The organism is Streptomyces sp. NBC_00569 (assembly GCF_036345255.1).
Classification (GTDB): Bacteria; Actinomycetota; Actinomycetes; order Streptomycetales; family Streptomycetaceae; genus Streptomyces.
The window spans coordinates 2,800,414-2,818,130 of record NZ_CP107783.1 but is presented as its reverse complement, the minus strand read 5'-3'; the positions used below and the strand labels follow the sequence as shown (position 1 = coordinate 2,818,130).

Genomic DNA, 17,717 nt, shown 5'->3' with positions numbered 1-17,717 from the left:
GGTAGTCCAAAGGCAGGACGCAGGGCATTGACACTGACCCGGGTCCTCAAGCGTGTCGGCGTGTGATGTGAGTGGCATTCATGGGGTCCGGGGGCCGGCTACGCCCTCGGACCCGCTCCGTGTCCGGGACCCAACGAGACTCCCCGCCCCGCGAAGAACGTCTCGAACGTCGCCGACGGCAGTTCCGCGCAACGGGTCTCGGGGCTGATCCCCGACGGGTTGTGGAAGCGGAAGCGGTCACCGTCGTGGGCCGTGAGCAGGACCAGGTGTCCGCCCCGGCCGGGCGCGGGCCGTTCCGGGCGCCGGATCCCGTAGTGGACCGACGCCATGACCGTACGGCCCCCATCGAGCAGCCCGGAGATCTCGTCGACCGTCAGTGTGCGGTGCACGGTCGCGTCCAGGCCGAGTTCCTCGCGGGCGTACTCGGCGAACGGGGCGTAGATCAGACCGTGGATGTCGCCCTCCGCGTCCACGGTGTACGCGCCGTACTTGAGCGCTCCGTCACGCAGGTCGAACAGGCTGGGAGCGGTCGGGCCGAGTGCCATGCGCAGGCAGGTCAGGCCGCACAGATGGCCGCACCACCGCGCGTAGTCCTCCACCGTGGCCGCGCCCGAGGTCTCCCAGGCGGGGTCGTCCGCGCGGTCGTGGCCGCCCTCCACGATCGCCTCGACGAGTTCGGGCGAGGCGAACTGCGTCAGGCTCGGCAGGGCGCAGGTGGTGCAGAACGTCACTGGCGGTACCCACTCAGGAAGCGGCCGATCCGGCTGATCGCGGCGTCTAGATCGTCAGCGTACGGGAGGGTGAGGATGCGGAAGTGGTCCGGGCGCGGCCAGTTGAAGCCGGTACCCTGGACAACCTGGATCTTCTCGCGGAGCAGCAGGTCGAGGACGAACTTCTCGTCGTCGACGATGGGGTGGACCTTGGGGTCGATGCGCGGGAACGCGTACAGGGCGCCCTTGGGCTTCACGCAGGAGACCCCCGGGATCTCGTTGAGCTTCTCCCAGGCCTTGTCGCGCTGTTCGAGGAGGCGGCCGCCCGGCGCGGTCAGTTCGCGGATGGACTGGCGGCCGCCGAGCGCGGCCTGGATGGCGTACTGGGCGGGGGCGTTGGCGCACAGCCTCATGGAGGCGAGCATCGTCAGGCCCTCCAGGTAGTCACGGGCGTGCTGCCGCGGTCCCGTGACGACCAGCCAGCCGGAGCGGAAGCCCGCGACGCGGTATGTCTTGGAGAGCCCGCAGAAGGTGAGGACGACCAGGTCGGGGGCGAGGGCGGCGGCGCTGTGGTGGACCGCGTCGTCGTACAGGATCTGGTCGTAGATCTCGTCGGCGAGCACCATCAGGCCGTGCCGGCGGGCGAGGTCGAGGATGCCCTCGATGATCTCCTTCGGGTAGACGGCGCCCGTGGGGTTGTTGGGGTTGATGATGACGACGGCCTTGGTGCGGTCGGTGATCTTCGCGGCCATGTCGTCGAGGTCGGGGTACCAGTCGGCCGACTCGTCGCAGACGTAGTGCACGGCCTTGCCGCCGGAGAGCGTCGTGACGGCCGTCCACAGCGGGAAGTCCGGGGCGGGGATGAGGACTTCGTCGCCGTCCTCCAGGAGTGCCTGTACGGCCATGGAGACCAGCTCGGACACGCCGTTGCCGAGGAACACGTCGTCGACGCCGACCTCGAGGCCGAGCGCCTGGTAGCGCTGGGCGACGGCGCGGCGGGCGGACAGGACGCCCCGCGAGTCGGTGTAGCCATGGGCCTGGGGGAGCATCCGGATCATGTCCTGGACGATCTCCTCGGGCGCCTCGAAGCCGAAGAGCGCGGGGTTGCCGGTGTTGAGGCGCAGGACGCTGTGGCCCGCCTCCTCAAGGGCGTTGGCGTGCTCGATCACCGGGCCGCGGATCTCGTAGCAGACCTCGCTGAGCTTGCTCGACTGCCGGAACTCCATGTGGTGCCCTCCCGGACTGCCCGTGACGTGTGTGACTTGGTTTTACCAAGTGACCGCTTGGAAAGTCCAACAAGTTGCATAGACTGCGAGCCATGCCACGCCGAAGCTACGACCAGTACTGCGCCGCCGCCCGCGCCCTCGACGCCGTCGGGGACCGCTGGACGCTCCTGATCGTCCGTGAGCTCCTCGCGGGGCCGCGCCGCTACACCGATCTGCACGCCGACCTGCCCGGCGTCAGCACGGACGTACTCGCCTCACGTCTGAAGGACATGGAGCGCGAAGGCGTCGCGGAGCGCCGCAGGCTTCCCGCGCCCGTCTCGGCGTATGTGTACGAACTGACCCCGCGCGGAAGGCAGTTGCTGCCGGTGCTCCAGGCGCTGGGGGAGTGGGGCGCGCCGGCCCTGGAGGAGCGCGGGCCCACGGACGCGGTGCGCGCGCACTGGTTCGCCCTGCCTCTCCTGAGCCATCTGGAGCGGCTGGGCGGCGAGGGCGTGGTGGAAGTACGCCTCGACGAGGGGGAGTTCCATGTGCGGGTCGGCGGCTCGGGCGCGGACGGGCCTGTGTACGGCGAGGGGCCCGTGGCCGGTGAGTCCGACGCGCGGCTCGTCCTCGGCACGGAGACCTGTGTCGCCGTGGTGCGGGGCGAGCTGACGCTGGAGGAGGCGGCGCGCGCCGGCCGTGTCGCCGTGTCCGGGGACGGCGCCCTGGCGAAGGCGCTGCGGGTGGCGTGACGCAGCGGCCGACTCGCCCATGGCGTCCGGCACTTGAGGTGCGCGGGCGCCATGGGCGGGGGTGTCACATGCCCGGCGGTACCCGGGACGGGCGGCCCGTGCCGCGCGTCAGGGCGTAGCCGCCGATGCCCGCGAGCGCCGCCAGGATGCCGCCCGCCGCCGTCCAGACCCAGCGGTCCGACCACCAGCCGGAGGACCAGCCGTCCTCGGGCTCACCCGTCGCGAGGGCCTGGCCGGCCGACGAGCCGTTCTCCTCGTCGGAGCCGTCGTCGGAGGCGGCAGCGGCTTCCTTCGTCGTCGAGCCCGGCACGAGCGGGGCCGCCAGCGTGCCGTCCACCGCCGAGGACCCGCCGACGTCCTTGGAGGTCACCTCGACCTCGGCCGAGACGGGCAGCCCCTGGTCCGAGGGCGTCAGTGTGGCCGCCGTGAGCCGGACGTAGTACGTGCCCGGCAGCGGGTCGTTCGCCCACTGCTCCGACCAGGCCCGCACCGTACGCAGGGTGCAGGACAGCCCGACCGACGTCGCGTCCGGCGCCGTCGCCCTCGACTGCATCCCGTACATGCAGGACTGACGGCGCCTCAGTCCGTCGTACACGTCGATCCGCCATATCGCGCCCGAGGGCCGCGCGGCCGAGTCCGGCAGCTTCACCGTCGCCTTGACCGTGGGACGCTGCCCGGCGTCCGCCGGGAACGACCAGTACAGGTAGTCGCCCGTGGAGGCGCCCGCGGTGGCCTGCTGGCCCTGCTTCACCTCCTGCGCGGTACGGAACGACGTGCCCGCCTCGGTGGGGGCCTTGTCGTCACCGGAGGAGCCGGAGTCGCCGGAGCCGGCGAACGCCGTACCGGCCCCGAGCAGCGCGGTCAGCGCGCTCGCGCCGAGAAGTCCCGCCGTCACCAGCAGTTTGGTCGTACGCATCAGTTGGTCCTCCAGACCGCGACCCGCCAGCGCGAGATCCAGCCCCACAGCACACCCGCGGCGAAGCCGGTGAGCACCAGGGCGCCGAGCAGCCACCAGCCGCGGCCGAGGCCGAACGCGGCCACGTCGGACGCCGCGCTCGGCGCGTCCACGACGTCGACGGTCAGCTCGACCGGGAGCCCCGGCGTCGTCTTGACCGACGCGGGGGCCGAGTAGGAGTTCGACACCTGGAGGCACACGGTCTCGGGCGCCGCCTCGTCGCCGTCCTGCTCGGGCTTCGGGTAGCGCAGACCCGTCGAGATCACGTCCGTACGCCCGTCGCCCGCCTCCGAGCCCCGGACGATCTCACGGCCGTGCTCGGTGACCGCGCGCAGCAGCACGCCGTAGTCCTTGTTGACGGCGCGGTCCGCGGCGACGCTCACCGAGGCGCGCAGTTCCTGTCCGGGAGCGACGGCCACACGGTAGAAGCGGTGCTCCCCGAACGTCTCGCGGTCCGTGTACAGACCGGGCTTGATCTCCGGCGCGCCGGTGCACTCGTCGGTGCCCTCGACGGCCACGGGGTTGACCACGGGGTCGGCCGCCCGGTCCACCAACTGGCCGACGCGGTCGGTGAGTTCGTCGGTGTGCCGCACGGAGGTGTAGGTCCCGCCGGTGGCCTCGGCGATGCAGCTGAGCTGGTCACGCGTCTTGGCGTCCGGGACCAGGCCGAGCGTGTCGATGGTGAGGTTGATGCCCTTGGCGGCGATGTCGCGCGCGACCTCGCACGGGTCCAGCGGCTGGCAGGTGTCCTCGCCGTCGCTGATGAGGACGATGCGGCGCGATCCGTCGCCGCCGTCCAGGTCCTCGGCCGCCTTCAGGAGCGCGGGGCCGATCGGCGTCCAGCCGGTCGGCGAGAGGGTGGCGACGGCGGTCTTCGCCTCGGTGCGGTCGAGCGGCCCGACCGGGTAGAGCTGCGCGGTGTCCTTGCAGCCCACCTTCCGGTCCTCGCCGCGGTAGTCGGCGCCCAGCGTGCGGATGCCGAGCTCGACCTCCTTCGGCGTCGCGTCGAGCACCTCGTTGAACGCCTGCTTCGCGGCGGCCATGCGGCTTCCGCCGTCGATGTCGCGCGCCCGCATGGAACCGCTCACATCGAGCACGAGCTCGACCTTCGGAGCGGCCGTGGGCTGCCCGTCGGGATTGTCCGCCGCGGAGGCGCCGACGGGTGTCAGCCCCATGGTCAGGGCGGCGAACAGGACGCAGGTTCCCGCCGCCAGCCGTTTTCTTATGATCATCGCCGGATCTTATGGATCAACGTACGCACACAACAAAACGAGTGCTCAGCGGGGATGCGGGCCGGTGCCGGAATCCAGCTGTTTCCCGCCGAACACCCCGGTTCCGTCCGCCTGTGCCCACCATGCCTCGAGCCCGGCCCGGTCCAACTCCCGCCAGTCGGGGGTCTCCTGCACGAGCGCCCGGCCCAGGCTCCGCCCGAGCCCGACCAGCGCACCGCCGGCGGCCGTGCGGGAGTCGTCGTACGCGGCGAGCGCCTCGTCGACGTCCGCCGCGGAGCGCAACGCGGATTCGAGGGCGGCGCCGTCCTGGAGGGCCTTCACCGCGCCCGCCCCGGTGTGCGGGCGCGCGACCGTCGCCGCGTCCCCGGCCAGCAGGAACCGGCCCGTCGCGTACCGCGGGGCCGTGAAGTCGTACATGGGCTGGAGCGCGAGCTCCTCCGGGGTGGTGAGGCGGACCAGGTCGCCCCAGTACGACGGCAGCAACTCCTCGGCCACATGGGCGAGATGGGAGTGCAGCGCGTCGGTGAGGGTGCCGGGCGGCAGGCTCGTCGGCAGGTCGACGCGCAGCGCCGCGTCGACGCCCGGCGGGGGAGCCGTGTAGAGAACCCAGTTCACGCGGTGGCCGCCGGCCGGGCCGCCGTCCGGGATCCGGTAGACGATGAGGTGTCCGCCGGGGAACACGACGTACGCGCAGTCCTCCTCGGCCCACAGCCCGGGCTCGGCGAGGCGCTCGGCCGGGAACGCGCCCCGCCAGGCCAGATACCCCGCGTACCGTGGCTGTACGTCGGGGAACGCGCAGGCCCTGACCGCCGAGCGGTAGCCGTCCGCGCCGATGACGAGGCCGAACTCCTCGGCGCCGCCGGCCGCGCAGTGCACGCGGGCCCCGCCCGCCGTCGCCTCGACCCGCGCCACCGCCGCACCCGTACGGAACTCGACGCCCGCCGGCACCGCCCGGCGCAGTTCGCGCCAGAGCGGCCCCCAGTTGTACGTACGGAACGGGAACGGCATGGTGGCGATCTCGCGGCCGAGCACTGTGTCCCTCGCGGACCCGCCGTCTCCGTCGCGTACGTACCAGCGGCGGCGCACCAGGCCCACCCACGGCATGCCCGCGTCCATGTACCCGGCCGACTCCAGCTCGGCGTACCGCGCGTCGTGCACCGCGAGCCCCACGCCGCGCTCCGCGAGGGAGCCCGCGGCCCGCTCGTACACGACGATCTCGTCCGCGCCCCCGCGATGCGCCGCGAGAGCCGCCGCGCAGCCCGCGATGCTCCCGCCCACGACCGCGACCCGGCCACCGTTCACCATGCGTATCCGTCCCCGTCCTCGGTCCCGCGCAAGGGAGATGGCGCGAGGAGATCTCCGCGGCCGGGACGACGGTACCGGCAGTCGCCGGGCGCCGCGCGGACCCGGAGCCCGCACGGTGCGTTCCCGGCCACCCCCGGCCGTGGGGGCCGCCGGTTAGGCTGGCGGGTGTGCTGCGAGAAGTGACGGCTGTCCGGTATCTGACTCCCCTGCGGACCGGCGGCTCCGTGCCGGGGGTCGTCGAGGCCGACGACCTGGGGACCTACGTCGTGAAGTTCACCGGCTCCGCGCAGGGCCGCAAGGCGCTCGTCGCGGAGATCGTCGTCGGTGAGCTCGCGCGCCGCCTCGGCCTGCGCTTCCCCGAGCTGGTCCTCACGCACTTCGACCCCGAGGTGGCCGCCCACGAGCCGCACCAGGAGGTCCAGGACCTGCTGCGCGCGAGCGACGGGCTCAACCTCGGGATGGACTTCCTGCCGGGCGCGAAGGACTTCACGCCCGAGGTCGCCGCCGCCTTCACGGTCGGCCCGCTGGAGGCCGGGAAGATCGTGTGGCTCGACGCTCTCACGGTCAACGTGGACCGTACGATCCACAGTTCGAACCTGATGATCTGGCCCACCTTCGGCATCCAGGAGCCGAAGCTGTGGCTGATCGACCACGGCGCGGCCCTGATCTTCCACCACCGCTGGGACGCGTCCGCGCCCGACAAGGCGTACGACTTCCGCCATCACGCCCTCGGCGCCTACGGGCCCGACACGGCGGCCGCCGACGCGGAGCTGGCACCCCTCGTCACCGAGGAGATGCTCCGCGAGATCACCGCTCTCGTCCCCGACGCGTGGCTGACCGACGAGCCGGGCTTCACCTCGCCGGACGAGGTCCGCGAGGCATACGTCTCCTACCTCGCGGCCCGCGCCCGTACGTCCGGCGCCTGGCTGCCGACGGACTTCCCGTCGCGCGACCAGCTCGCGGCGGCCGACGCACGCCGCGCCGCCGACACGGAGAAGGGCCGCCCCGACTGGCTCAAACGCGTCCCCGACCTGCACGGCAAGCCGGCCGCCGAGCAGGACTGGTCCGTCCACCTCGGCTGACCTCGGCCGATCGGGGTGTCCGCCCCGGACACCACCGAACCCCCGGCGCTGTGCGGTGCCGAGGGCTCGGGTGGTGCGGGGCAGGACTCAGCCGGCGAGCTGCTCGTACGCGGGCAGCGTCAGGAAGTCCGCGTAGTCCGCGTCCAGGGAGACCTGGAGGAGGAGGTCGTGGGCCTGCTGCCACTTGCCGGCCGCGAAGGCCTCCTCGCCGATCTCGGCCTTGATGTTCGCGAGCTCCTGGGCCGCGACCTCACGGGCCAGGTCGGCCGTGACGGTCGTGCCGGAGTGCTCGCCGCCCTCGAAGACGACACCGGCGTTGATCCACTGCCAGATCTGCGAGCGGGAGATCTCGGCGGTGGCCGCGTCCTCCATCAGGTTGAAGATGGCGACGGCGCCGAGGCCGCGCAGCCACGCCTCGATGTAGCGGATGCCGACCTGGACGGCGTTGACCAGGCCGTCGTAGGTGGGCCTGGCGTCGAGGGAGTCGATCGCGATCAGGTCGCCGGGCGCGACGGACACGTCCTCGCGCAGGCGCTCCTTCTGGTTCGGCCGGTCGCCGAGGACCGCGTCGAAGGACGCCATCGCGATCGGGACCAGGTCGGGGTGGGCGACCCACGAGCCGTCGAAGCCGTCACCGGCCTCGCGGTCCTTGTCGTTCTTGACCTTCTCGAACGCGACCTTGTTGACCTCGGCGTCGCGCCGCGACGGGATGAACGCGGCCATGCCGCCGATCGCGTGCGCGCCGCGCTTGTGGCAGGTGCGGACGAGGAGTTCGGTGTAGGCGCGCATGAACGGTGCCGTCATCGTGACCAGGTTGCGGTCCGGCAGGACGAACTTGGCGCCGCCGTCACGGAAGTTCTTGACGATGGAGAACAGGTAGTCCCAGCGGCCCGCGTTCAGGCCGGCGGCGTGGTCGCGGAGCTCGTAGAGGATCTCTTCCATCTCGTACGCGGCCGTGATCGTCTCGATCAGGACGGTCGCGCGGACGGTGCCCTGCGGGATCCCGACGTAGTCCTGCGCGAAGACGAAGATCTCGTTCCAGAGGCGGGCCTCCAGGTGCGACTCCGTCTTCGGGAGGTAGAAGTACGGGCCCTTGCCGAGCTCGATCAGACGCTTGGCGTTGTGGAAGAAGTACAGGCCGAAGTCGACGAGCGCGCCGGGAACGGGGCGGCCGGCCTCGTCCTTGAGGTGGCGCTCGTCCAGGTGCCAGCCGCGCGGGCGCATCACGACGGTCGCGAGCTCGTCGTTGCCCTTGAGGGCGTACGACTTGCCGCTGCGCTCGTCCGTGAAGTCGATGCTGCGCGTGTAGGCGTCGACCAGGTTGACCTGGCCCAGGACGACGTTCTCCCAGGTGGGGGCCGAGGCGTCCTCGAAGTCCGCGAGCCAGACCTTGGCGCCCGAGTTGAGGGCGTTGATGGTCATCTTGCGGTCGGTGGGACCGGTGATCTCGACGCGGCGGTCGTTCAGCGCGGCCGGGGCGGGCGCGACGCGCCAGGTGGTGTCCTCGCGGATATGAGCGGTCTCCGGGAGGAAGTCGAGCGTGGAGGTGCGGGCGATCTCGGCGCGACGCTCCGCGCGGCGGGTGAGGAGCTCGTCACGCCGGGGCGTGAACAGCCGGTGCAGCTCGGCCACGAAGGCGAGGGCCGCGTCCGTGAGCACCTCTTCCTGCCTGGGCAGGGGCTCTGCGTCGACGATGGCCAGCGGGGACGGCGCTGGTGCGGACATGAGCTGTCACTTCCTTCAGCGAACGGGCGCGGGCGGCACCGAGTGCCGTGGGCGCCGGGATACGACTACGGACCCCGCGCGGGGGGACCGGCCCTTCTGAACAGTGGATACTAGTTTCCTCATTGTGGAAGTTCAATGGTTTGTTGATGTCGAGATTCTTCGGGTCGACATAACGTGGCGCTCGGTGCCAGGCCCCTCACGCCCCGTTCATGCCCTCGCCCACCCCTCACTCATTCAAGGTGCTCGAGGTCGGCCTCGGTGTCGATGTCGTAGTCATCGGCCACATCGCCGCACTCCACGAGCGTGAGTTCCGGCGCGTGCTCCTTCAGGTACGCGCGCGCCCCGCGGTCCCCGGCCGCGCTCGCCACGATCCCCGGCCAGTGCTCCGCCCCGAACAGGACCGGATGCCCGCGTTCCCCGTCGTACGCGGCCGCCGCGAGCGACCCCGCCGACCGGTACGCGGCCCGGACCCGAGCCACCGCAGGCGCCCCGATGCCCGGTTGGTCCACCAGGAGTACGAGTGCGGCCGACGCCCCCGTGCCGGCGAGCGAGCCGAGGCCCGCCCGCAGAGAGGACCCCATGCCCTCCTCCCAGGCCGGGTTCTCCACGAGCACGCACCCCGTGAGGTCCGCCCGCGCCCGTACGTCCTCGGCGGCCGCGCCGAGCACGACGTGGACGCGCTCGCAGCCGCCCGCACGCAGCACCGCCACCGCGTGCTCCACCAGGGGGCGGCCGCGGTGCGTCAGGAGCGCCTTCGGCCGCCCGCCGAGCCTGCGCCCGCCGCCCGCCGCGAGCAGCAGTCCCGTCACCGGAGCGTCATCCGTTGCGTGTGTCATGAAGCCTGGATACCTCACCGGGCGCCCCGCGCGCCGACCTCCGGGACACTCGTGAGGCCGGAATTCGGTCGGCACGGTGGCGGGCGCGGCAGAAAGTGGCGTTTACTGGCCGGCGACCCCGATGTGGCGAGTCCGGCCGACGCCCCGCCGGGGCTGCGGAAGGCGTACGGCGTGCGGAACGCGCACGTTCGCGGTCGCACAAAGGCGTGCGAGGGGGGAGAGCGGTGTTGCGGAGCGTGGGGCAGAAGCTGGTGGCGGTCAGGGAAGAGGATCCGCGGGTGGCGGAGTTACGCACCGCGGTGTCCAGGCTGCGCCGTGAACTGGCCGCCCATCCGGCCGAGTTCCCCGACCGGGCCGTCGCCGAGGACGAACTGGCCGCCCTGGACGCGATGGCCGCCGGCGGCCTCCCCGAGATCCCGCGCCTGCGCCGCTCCCTGCTGCTCATCGCGGGCGCGATCGGCTCGGTCAGTGCCCTGGCGAAGGGCCTCGGGGATGTGCGGAACGCGGTGGAGCTGTTCGGCGGGCCGCCACTGCACTGACCTCGTAAGCGGGTTGACGGTCCCTCAGTCCGGTGTCACGCCACCCAGTGGGGCCGGCCCGGCTCGTCCCCCGTCGCGCCGAGGCCGTCCGCGAGTGTCTGCGCCAGGCGGCGCACCGCCTCCCTGGCGACCTCGGGAGGCTGGGTGTAGGGGAAGCGCAGCCGGTGCTCGTGCGTGCCCGGGTCCGCGCCGAAGCGGGAGCCGCCCTCGATACGTACCCCGTGCCGCAGGGCGGCCCGGGCGAGGGCCGAGGCGATCGGGCGGCCCAGGTCGATCCAGAGCGACAGGCCGCCCGGCGGCAACTGCCAGCGCCACTCCGGCAGTTCACGCGCCAGGTCCTCGGCGAGCGCGTCCCGCTGGGCCCGCATCCGCGGCAGGCGCTCGCTCAGGACCTCGTCCATCCGGTCGAGCAGCCGCAGCGCGACGAGCTGGTCGAGCACGGAACCCGACATGTCGAACGGCACCCGTGCCGTGGCCAGTTCCGTGATGAGCCGCGACCCGGCCCGCACCCAGCCGATACGCAGCCCGCCCCAGTGCGACTTGCTCAACGAGCCCACGGTGACGACCTGTTCGCCCGCGCCGTGCGCGGCGAGCGAGGCGAACGGCGCGGGCGCTGGCACGTCCAGCGCGATGTCGGCGACCGTCTCGTCCACGACCAGCCAGGTCCCGGTCGCCCGCGCCGCATCGAGGAGCCGCACCCGCTGCTCGCGCGGCATCAGCCGCCCGGTCGGATTGTGGAAGTCCGGGATCAGATAGGCGAGCCGCGGCGCGGTCTGCCGCAGCGCCGACTCGAACAGGTCCGTGTCCCAGCCGCCGTCCGTGACCGGCACCGGCGTGGCCCGCATCCCGCCCCTGTTCAGCGCGTCCAGGGCGTTCGGGTACGAGGGGTTCTCGACCAGGACGCGGTCGCCCGCCCTCGCGAGGAGCCCCAGGGTGAGCGACACCGCCTGCTGGGCGCCCGAGGTGATGAGGATCTGCTCGGGGAGCGTCGGCAGGCCGCGCCGAGTGAACCGCTCGGCGACCGCGGCCCGCAGCTCGGGAAGTCCGTACGGGTGGTAGCCGGGCGTCGACGCGTGCCGGGGCAGCAGTGTGCTCGCGGCGGCGAGCGCGTCGGCGAGTTCCGCCTCGGGCGCGCCGGGCGCCGCGACGGCGAGGTCGATCACGTCGTCGCCCGTGGGGAAGACGGCCACGCTGGCGGGCCGCTGTCCCTCGGGCAGCTCGGTCCAGGTGCCCGCGCCGCGCCTGCTGCGGGCGTAGCCGCCCTCGCGCAGCAGGTCGTAGGCGGCGGTGACCGTGGCGCGGCTGACCCCTAGGGCCGTGGCCAGCTCGCGCTCGGCGGGCAGCCGGGTGTGCAGCGGGATACGACCGTCGAGCAGCAGGGTGCGCACGCCCTGGGCGAGGGCGCGGTAGCCGGGCCTCTCCCCGGCGGTCACCGCCAGGAGGCCGGCGAGGCGGCGGCTGCCCAGGGATCTGTTCATGCTGTCCGCGCCCGGAGTGTTCAAGGCGTGGACCACTCGATTGCCTGCCATGCCAACTCTCCGTTATTGGCCCTGCTGTCCAGGCCAATCAGCGTACAGACTCGACAGAGGTCAGAGGCTTTGGCCTGGGGAGCGGCTGAGGAGGCATGCCATGGACGGATACGGGGCGGGCTGTGTCACGGACCGTTTCGAACGGGAGATGCAGCGTCGGGCGGAAGCGCGCACCGTACGCCCGGCGGGCGCCTGGGTGCGCGCGCTCGTGAACGGGAAGCGGCGCAAGGGGAGGAAGCCGTGACCGGGGTCGTGGCCCGGCGCCCCGAGACAGTGGCCGGGCGGGTCGTCGTCGGGGTGAGCGACTCGCTCGGCGGGCTCGCGGCGCTGCGCGCGGCCGCCGAGCAGGCGCGCCGCTCGGGCCGGGTCCTCGTCGCCGTCCTCGCCTGGGAGCCGCCCGAGGGCGAGGGCATGTACGCCCGCCGCCCCGACCGGCAGTGGGCCCGGCACTGGCACGGAGAGGCCCGCGCCCGCCTCGACCGCGCCTTCGCCGAGGCCCTCGGCGGGCCGCCCCGGGACGTGGACCTGGTACGCCGTGTGGTCAGGGCCAGGCCGGGCCGCGCCCTGCGCGACGCGGTGGCGGGCCCGGACGACCTGCTCGTCATCGGCGTCCGGCCGCGCCGCATGTGGCGCGGCCGGATCCACCGCTACGTCGTCGCACACGCCGGCTGCCCGGTCCTGACCGTGCCCGCGCCGCCGCTGGCACGGCACGAGCTGCGCGCGCTGCGCCGGGCGAGCGCACATGACTTCGCGGCGGCGGGTCCGGCGGGGTGACCGGGCGCAGCGCCGCGTGGGCCCGCGGCCGGTGACGGTCGCTGGGCGGATCCCCGGCGTGGGCGTGGGACGCGTCGGCCGGTGGTGCTGACGGTGCTGGGGCGGTATGGCTGCGGTGGGTGACCGCAGGTGATTTCGCGGCGGTGGGTCGGACAGGGTGACCGGGCGCAGCGCCGCGTGAGCTTGCGGGCGGTGATGGTCGTTGCGTGGATCCCCGGCGTGGGCGTGGGGTGCGCGTCGGCCGGTGGTGCTGATGGTGCTGGTGCCGGGATGGCATGGGCTGCGGTGGGTGGGTGCGGGTGACTTCGCGGCGTTGGGGGTCCGGCAGGCGGGTCAGCGGCGCATCAGGCCGCGCGCGGTGGCCGCGGCGACCGCCGCCGTGCGTGAATCGACGCCCAACTTGGCGTAGATGTGCACCAGATGGGACTTCACCGTCGCCTGGCTGAGGAACAGTTCCTTGCTGATCCGCTGGTTCGACAGGCCGTCCCTGACGAGCTGGAGGACCTCCAGCTCGCGGCGGCTGAGCGCCTCGGCCGGGGCCCGCATGCGGTCCATCAGGCGGTGCGCGATCGCGGGCGCGAGCGCGGACTGGCCGGAGGCCGCCGTGCGGACCGCCGCCGCGAGCTCCTCCGGCGGCGCGTCCTTCAGCAGATAGCCGGACGCGCCCGCCTCCACCGCGGCCAGGATGTCCGCGTCCGTGTCGTACGTGGTCAGGACGAGGACGCGCGGCGCACCGGGCCTCGCCGCGATGGCCGCGGTCGCCTCCGAGCCGTGCATGCCGGCGCCGAACTGGAGGTCCATGAGGACGACGTCGACCCCGCCGGCCGCGGCGAGCTCCACGGCCCGTTCCGCCGTGGCGGCCTCCGCGGCGATCTCGAAGTCGGGTTCGGCGTCGAGGACCGCGCGGAGCCCGGCGCGTACGACGGGGTGGTCGTCGGCGAGCAGGAGCCGGATGCTCATGCCACCCCTCCCGCCACCGGAAGAGGGAGCGTGATCGCGACAGCCGTGCCCTGACCCGGCGCCGACTCCACCGTGAACGTGCCCCCGAGGGACTCGGCGCGTGAGCGCATCGCGGGCAGGCCGAACCCGCCGTCACCGGCCGGGGCCGACGCGGGGTCGAAGCCGCGCCCGTCGTCCACGATGTCGAGCGCCACGGCCGTGTCCATGAAGCTGAGGGTGATCTCGGCTCGGCGCGCACCCGCGTGCCGCACGGTGTTGGCGAGGGCCGACTGCGCGATGCGCAGCAGCGCGACCTCGTACGGCGTCGGCAGCCCGGCCGGCGTGCCGCTTTCCGTGAAGCGGACGGTGAGCCCGGGAGCTGTCGCGCACAGCCGCTCCAGGGCCCCGGCGAGCGACCCGTTGTCCAGGTCCGGCGGGGACAGGGCCCGTACGAAACGGCGGGCCTCCGCCAGGTTGTCCTGGGCGGCCGCGCGCGCCTGTTCGATGTGCGGGGCGGCCGGGGACTGCGGCGGCAGCGCGCGCTGGGCCGCGCGCAGCAGGAGCTGGATCGAGGACAGGCCCTGCGCGAGGGTGTCGTGGATCTCGCGGGCCAGTCGCTCCCGCTCGGCGAGGGTGCCCGCCGTGCGCTCGGCGGCGGCGAGTTCGGCGCGCGTCGCCATCAGCTCCTCGATCAGGTGCCGTCTGCGCTCGCTCTCGCGGTACAGCGTCTGGTAGCCGATGACCGTCGCCACGGCCACGGCCGCGCCGAGGAGCGGCCCTATGAACGCCCCCGGGTTGAGAGGCTGCCCATGACGCACGTACGAGGCGATGGCCGCGCCCGCGGTGAGCGTCACGGCGGGCACGCCCCAGCGGGCGGGCAGCAGATGCAGCTCGAGGAAGTACAGCGGGAACGCCAGCCACAGGCCGTCGGGGGAGAGGGCGAGGAGCACCAGCCACACCGCGCACAGCGCCCCGAGCCACAGCGCCGCCCCCGCCCGCGTGGCCCGTACGGCCGGGATCAGCGGGCCCGCGCCGTACACGACGGCCATCACGACCGCGGCGGCCACCACGGCGCCCGCCCCCGTGGAGTCCCCGGCCAGTGCCCGGCCGGCGACCAGCACGAGCAGCCCGGCCATCAGCAGATGCAGGCACAGGCGCAGGACGCGCAGAACGGGGGTCAGGGAACGTGGATCCATACCGTCACCAGCGTAGGCAGAAGATCCCGGCCCGCGGTCAACCGAAAGTTTGAAAGGTGGCTCCTTCCTTCGATCCGGGTGAAGCGTGCTGTGGCGCGATGCCCGGGACGAGGGCCCGGCCGCAGGCTGGGGACCATGTTCGTCGCATGGAGAGATCTACGGTTCGCCAAGGGCCGGTTCGCGCTGATGGGAAGCGTGGTCGTGCTGATCACGCTGCTTGTCGGCCTGTTGTCCGGCCTGACCGCGGGCCTGGCCCGGGACAACACCTCGGCGCTGACCGGGCTGGCCGCCGACCGTCTGGCCTTCGCCCGGCCCCCGGACGGCCAGGCGGTGTCGTTCACCGGGTCGACGGTCGCGGCCGGGCAGTGGCGCGCGCTCGCCGCGAGCCCGGGGGTCGACAGCGCGCAGCCGCTCGGAATCAGCACCGTCAACGCCGAAGCGGGCCATCACACGGCGGCCGTGTCCGCGTTCGGTGTGCGGCCCCGCTCGGGGCTCGCGCCCGACACGACGGCGCCCGGCACGGCCGTCCTGTCCCAGCAGGCGGCGGACGATCTGGGCGCGGGGCCCGGTGACCGTATCGCCCTGTCCGGCACGTCCCTCACGGTGAGCGCGGTCGCGGGCGACGCCTCGTACAGTCACACGCCCGTCGTCTGGATCGACCTCGGTGACTGGCAGAGCGTGGCGCCGGGCGGGCAGCGCTCCGGGGAGCAGGCCACGGTGATCGCCCTGCGCACCGGGGACGGCGCCGACCTGGGCGCCGCGGACCGGGCCGCGGGCACCGAGACGCGGACCGTCGACGGGGCGCTGGAGGCCATAGGGTCCTACCAGGCCGAGAACGGCTCGCTCCAGCTGATGCGGGGCTTCCTCTTCGTCATCTCGGCGATGGTCATCGGCGCTTTCTTCACCGTGTGGACGATCCAGCGCAGCGGCGACATCGCGGTCCTCAAGGCTCTCGGCTCCTCGACGCCCTATCTGCTCAAGGACGCGCTCGGGCAGGCCGTGGTCATGCTCGTCGGCGGTACTGCTCTCGGTACGGCACTCGCGGCGCTCGTCGCCGTCTTCGTGCCCGACAGCGTGCCGTTCGTCATGGAGCCGCTCACCACGCTCGGCCCGGCCGCCGTCATGACCGTCCTCGGCGCGGCCGGCGCCGCCCTGTCCATCCGGCGCATCACCGCCGTCGACCCCCTCACCGCACTCGGGAGCGCCCGATGAGCCTCGACCTAGACGAGATCACCCTGACCTACCCGGACGGCGACGGCCGCATCACGGCGCTCGACGGGGTCACGCTGCACGTCCCGGCCGGCACGGTCACCGCCGTCGTCGGCCCGTCCGGCTCGGGCAAGTCCAGCCTCCTCGCGGTCGCGGCGACGCTGGTCACGCCCGACAGCGGCACCGTGACGGTGGGCGGCACGCCGACGGACTCGATCGGCCCGGCCGAACGCGCCGAGCTGCGCCGCCGCTCCCTCGGCATCGTCTTCCAGCAGCCCAATCTGCTGCCGTCCCTGACCGCCCTCGAACAGCTCCAGGTCATGGCCCACCTGGACGGCCGCAAGCCGCGCGAAGTGCGGGAGAGGGCAGGGGAGTTGCTGGCCGCGGTCGGGCTCACGGACCAGGCTCGGCGCCGCCCCCACCAGCTGTCCGGCGGTCAGCGCCAGCGCGTCAACATCGCCCGCGCCCTGATGAACGAGCCGTCGGTCCTGCTCGTGGACGAGCCGACGAGCGCCCTCGACCACGAGCGCGGGGCGGCCGTACTGGATCTGCTCGCCCGCCTCACGAGGCAGCGCGGCACCGCGACGGTCCTGGTCACGCACGACCGGGCGCATCTCGCGGTCGCGGACGAGGTGTGCGAAATGGTGGACGGGCGGCTCACGAAGGCCGACCCGTCCCGTGACACCGCGGGCGGTGCCCGCTACACGCCCACCCCGGAGCTCGACAGCGCCACCGACAGCTCTTCGGCGACCTGCTGAAGCACCGGCACGATCTTCTCGGTCGCCGCGTCGGTGACGCGGCCCGCCGGCCCCGAGATCGAGATCGCGGCGGCCGTGGGGGAGTTGGGCACGGAGACGGCGAGGCAGCGCACACCGATCTCCTGCTCGTTGTCGTCGACCGCGTACCCGGCGGTGCGCACCTCGGCGAGCGCGTCGAGGAAGCCTTCGGGTGTCGTGATCGTCTTCTCCGTGGCGGCCGGCATGCCGGTCCGCGCGAGCAGCGCGCGCACCTCGTTGGCCGGGGTGTCGGCGAGCAGGGCCTTGCCCACGCCCGTCGAGTGCGGCAGGACGCGACGGCCCACCTCGGTGAACATCCGCATCGAGTGCTTGGACGGCACCTGCGCGACGTACACGATCTCGTCCCCGTCGAGCAGCGCCATGTTCGCCGTCTCACCGGTCACCTCGACGAGGCGGGCGAGATAGGGGCGGGCCCAGGTGCCGAGCAGGCGGGAGGCGGACTCGCCGAGGCGGATCAGGCGGGGGCCGAGCGAGTAGCGCCTGTTGGTCTGCTGGCGCACGTAGCCGCAGGCGACCAGGGTGCGCATCAGTCGGTGGATCGTCGGCAGGGGAAGGCCGCTGCTCGCGGAGAGCTCACTGAGACCCACCTCGCCCCCGGCGTCGGCCATCCGCTCCAGGAGGTCGAAGGCGCGCTCGAGGGACTGGACTCCGCCGGTCGGGGCGGAAGGGCCAGAGGACTTGGTGCTGGCGCTTGACGTCGGCACGGGCGCGTTCCTTTCGGGGCGGAAGGGCAAGGCTGCAGCCTACCCGGCGGTCACCGCGGGGGGTGTGGCACGGCCCGGGTTGTTCCGGCCGGTCAGGGCGTCTTTGTCCGGGTGTCGCCGGGCCGTACCCGTGTTCTCTTGACGGTGTCGTCGTAGATAGCTACGTTCTGGCTTACGGAATTCTAATTCCACTTTGTGGAAACGTCCAGGACGGCGTCGCCCCGTACG

At 73.0% G+C, this 17,717-nt stretch carries 18 protein-coding genes; 7 read left to right on the top strand and 11 right to left on the bottom strand.

Going from position 1 to position 17,717, the window contains the following annotated elements; translation table 11 throughout:
- Nucleotides 1–98: 98 nt before the first annotated feature.
- Nucleotides 99–731 (bottom strand): peptidase, encoded by a 633-nt coding sequence (locus tag OHO83_RS12770; protein ID WP_330279464.1) that lies wholly within the window; start codon nt 729–731, stop codon nt 99–101.
- Nucleotides 728–1,936, bottom strand: coding sequence for a pyridoxal phosphate-dependent aminotransferase (locus OHO83_RS12765; protein WP_266675227.1), 1,209 nt, complete (start codon nt 1,934–1,936; stop codon nt 728–730). Before OHO83_RS12765 ends, OHO83_RS12770 begins: the two co-directional genes overlap by 4 nt.
- Before the next feature lie 92 nt (nt 1,937–2,028).
- Between OHO83_RS12765 and OHO83_RS12760 the strand changes: the two genes are divergently transcribed.
- Nucleotides 2,029–2,667 (top strand): winged helix-turn-helix transcriptional regulator, encoded by a 639-nt coding sequence (locus OHO83_RS12760; RefSeq protein WP_266675228.1) that lies wholly within the window; start codon nt 2,029–2,031, stop codon nt 2,665–2,667.
- 64 nt (nt 2,668–2,731) lie between these two features.
- Here OHO83_RS12760 and OHO83_RS12755 read toward each other — a convergent pair whose 3' ends face one another.
- Genes OHO83_RS12755 through OHO83_RS12745 form a run of 3 tightly spaced genes read right to left on the bottom strand, consistent with a single transcriptional unit; the run spans nt 2,732 to nt 6,159 of the window.
- Nucleotides 2,732–3,583: a hypothetical protein gene (locus OHO83_RS12755; protein ID WP_330279463.1), complete on the bottom strand. Its 852-nt coding sequence runs from the start codon at nt 3,581–3,583 to the stop codon at nt 2,732–2,734.
- Nucleotides 3,583–4,854, bottom strand: coding sequence for a VWA domain-containing protein (locus tag OHO83_RS12750; protein ID WP_330279462.1), 1,272 nt, complete (start codon nt 4,852–4,854; stop codon nt 3,583–3,585). The genes OHO83_RS12755 and OHO83_RS12750 overlap by 1 nt, the downstream gene beginning before the upstream one ends.
- Nucleotides 4,855–4,899: 45 nt before the next feature.
- Nucleotides 4,900–6,159, bottom strand: a complete 1,260-nt coding sequence (locus OHO83_RS12745) for an FAD-dependent monooxygenase (RefSeq protein WP_266675231.1) — start codon at nt 6,157–6,159, stop codon at nt 4,900–4,902.
- Nucleotides 6,160–6,326: 167 nt separating this feature from the next.
- Between OHO83_RS12745 and OHO83_RS12740 the strand changes: the two genes are divergently transcribed.
- Nucleotides 6,327–7,241: a HipA family kinase gene (locus OHO83_RS12740; protein ID WP_330279461.1), complete on the top strand. Its 915-nt coding sequence runs from the start codon at nt 6,327–6,329 to the stop codon at nt 7,239–7,241.
- A gap of 87 nt (nt 7,242–7,328) precedes the next feature.
- Here OHO83_RS12740 and aceB read toward each other — a convergent pair whose 3' ends face one another.
- Complete coding sequence (aceB, locus tag OHO83_RS12735) at nt 7,329–8,966, bottom strand: malate synthase A (RefSeq protein WP_266675233.1); 1,638 nt, start codon at nt 8,964–8,966, stop codon at nt 7,329–7,331.
- A 230-nt stretch (nt 8,967–9,196) separates the two neighbouring features.
- The gene (locus OHO83_RS12730) at nt 9,197–9,802 is read right to left on the bottom strand and encodes a nucleotidyltransferase family protein (protein ID WP_330279460.1); all 606 of its coding nucleotides are present in this window, start codon (nt 9,800–9,802) and stop codon (nt 9,197–9,199) included.
- Nucleotides 9,803–10,026: 224 nt separating this feature from the next.
- Between OHO83_RS12730 and OHO83_RS12725 the strand changes: the two genes are divergently transcribed.
- On the top strand, nt 10,027–10,341 hold the full coding sequence (locus OHO83_RS12725; protein ID WP_329433525.1) for a DUF5955 family protein: 315 nt from the start codon (nt 10,027–10,029) through the stop codon (nt 10,339–10,341).
- A 35-nt stretch (nt 10,342–10,376) separates the two neighbouring features.
- On the opposite strand, the gene yczR is transcribed toward OHO83_RS12725, so the two are convergent.
- Complete coding sequence (yczR, locus tag OHO83_RS12720) at nt 10,377–11,870, bottom strand: MocR-like transcription factor YczR (protein ID WP_266675236.1); 1,494 nt, start codon at nt 11,868–11,870, stop codon at nt 10,377–10,379.
- Nucleotides 11,871–11,970: 100 nt separating this feature from the next.
- On the opposite strand from yczR, the gene OHO83_RS12715 reads away from it, so the two are divergent.
- Together OHO83_RS12715 and OHO83_RS12710 are read left to right on the top strand one after the other, a co-directional pair.
- Nucleotides 11,971–12,114 (top strand): hypothetical protein, encoded by a 144-nt coding sequence (locus OHO83_RS12715; RefSeq protein ID WP_328542119.1) that lies wholly within the window; start codon nt 11,971–11,973, stop codon nt 12,112–12,114.
- Nucleotides 12,111–12,644, top strand: a complete 534-nt coding sequence (locus OHO83_RS12710; RefSeq protein WP_329433523.1) for a universal stress protein — start codon at nt 12,111–12,113, stop codon at nt 12,642–12,644. Before OHO83_RS12715 ends, OHO83_RS12710 begins: the two co-directional genes overlap by 4 nt.
- Nucleotides 12,645–12,977: 333 nt before the next feature.
- Here OHO83_RS12710 and OHO83_RS12705 read toward each other — a convergent pair whose 3' ends face one another.
- Nucleotides 12,978–13,604, bottom strand: coding sequence for a response regulator (locus tag OHO83_RS12705; RefSeq protein ID WP_266675238.1), 627 nt, complete (start codon nt 13,602–13,604; stop codon nt 12,978–12,980).
- Complete coding sequence (locus OHO83_RS12700; protein WP_330279459.1) at nt 13,601–14,779, bottom strand: sensor histidine kinase; 1,179 nt, start codon at nt 14,777–14,779, stop codon at nt 13,601–13,603. The genes OHO83_RS12705 and OHO83_RS12700 overlap by 4 nt, the downstream gene beginning before the upstream one ends.
- A gap of 135 nt (nt 14,780–14,914) precedes the next feature.
- On the opposite strand from OHO83_RS12700, the gene OHO83_RS12695 reads away from it, so the two are divergent.
- Both OHO83_RS12695 and OHO83_RS12690 read left to right on the top strand, forming a co-directional pair.
- The gene (locus OHO83_RS12695; protein ID WP_266675240.1) at nt 14,915–15,991 is read left to right on the top strand and encodes an ABC transporter permease; all 1,077 of its coding nucleotides are present in this window, start codon (nt 14,915–14,917) and stop codon (nt 15,989–15,991) included.
- Nucleotides 15,988–16,746, top strand: coding sequence for an ABC transporter ATP-binding protein (locus OHO83_RS12690; protein WP_330279458.1), 759 nt, complete (start codon nt 15,988–15,990; stop codon nt 16,744–16,746). The genes OHO83_RS12695 and OHO83_RS12690 overlap by 4 nt, the downstream gene beginning before the upstream one ends.
- On the opposite strand, the gene OHO83_RS12685 is transcribed toward OHO83_RS12690, so the two are convergent.
- Nucleotides 16,689–17,489 (bottom strand): IclR family transcriptional regulator, encoded by an 801-nt coding sequence (locus OHO83_RS12685; protein ID WP_330279457.1) that lies wholly within the window; start codon nt 17,487–17,489, stop codon nt 16,689–16,691. The genes OHO83_RS12690 and OHO83_RS12685 overlap by 58 nt on opposite strands.
- Nucleotides 17,490–17,717: the final 228 nt, after the last annotated feature.

What these genes read in the sequence shown, in the direction of transcription:
- OHO83_RS12695 (WP_266675240.1), top strand. Translation starts at nt 14,915, where the DNA reads ATGTTCGTCGCATGGAGAGATCTACGGTTCGCCAAGGGCCGGTTCGCG.
- OHO83_RS12730 (WP_330279460.1), bottom strand. Translation starts at nt 9,802, where the DNA reads ATGACACACGCAACGGATGACGCTCCGGTGACGGGACTGCTGCTCGCG.
- OHO83_RS12755 (WP_330279463.1), bottom strand. Translation starts at nt 3,583, where the DNA reads ATGCGTACGACCAAACTGCTGGTGACGGCGGGACTTCTCGGCGCGAGC.
- aceB (WP_266675233.1), bottom strand. Translation starts at nt 8,966, where the DNA reads ATGTCCGCACCAGCGCCGTCCCCGCTGGCCATCGTCGACGCAGAGCCC.
- OHO83_RS12700 (WP_330279459.1), bottom strand. Translation starts at nt 14,779, where the DNA reads ATGGATCCACGTTCCCTGACCCCCGTTCTGCGCGTCCTGCGCCTGTGC.
- yczR (WP_266675236.1), bottom strand. Translation starts at nt 11,870, where the DNA reads ATGGCAGGCAATCGAGTGGTCCACGCCTTGAACACTCCGGGCGCGGAC.
- OHO83_RS12745 (WP_266675231.1), bottom strand. Translation starts at nt 6,159, where the DNA reads ATGGTGAACGGTGGCCGGGTCGCGGTCGTGGGCGGGAGCATCGCGGGC.
- OHO83_RS12760 (WP_266675228.1), top strand. Translation starts at nt 2,029, where the DNA reads ATGCCACGCCGAAGCTACGACCAGTACTGCGCCGCCGCCCGCGCCCTC.
- OHO83_RS12705 (WP_266675238.1), bottom strand. Translation starts at nt 13,604, where the DNA reads ATGAGCATCCGGCTCCTGCTCGCCGACGACCACCCCGTCGTACGCGCC.
- OHO83_RS12750 (WP_330279462.1), bottom strand. Translation starts at nt 4,854, where the DNA reads ATGATCATAAGAAAACGGCTGGCGGCGGGAACCTGCGTCCTGTTCGCC.
- OHO83_RS12765 (WP_266675227.1), bottom strand. Translation starts at nt 1,936, where the DNA reads ATGGAGTTCCGGCAGTCGAGCAAGCTCAGCGAGGTCTGCTACGAGATC.
- OHO83_RS12690 (WP_330279458.1), top strand. Translation starts at nt 15,988, where the DNA reads ATGAGCCTCGACCTAGACGAGATCACCCTGACCTACCCGGACGGCGAC.
- OHO83_RS12715 (WP_328542119.1), top strand. Translation starts at nt 11,971, where the DNA reads ATGGACGGATACGGGGCGGGCTGTGTCACGGACCGTTTCGAACGGGAG.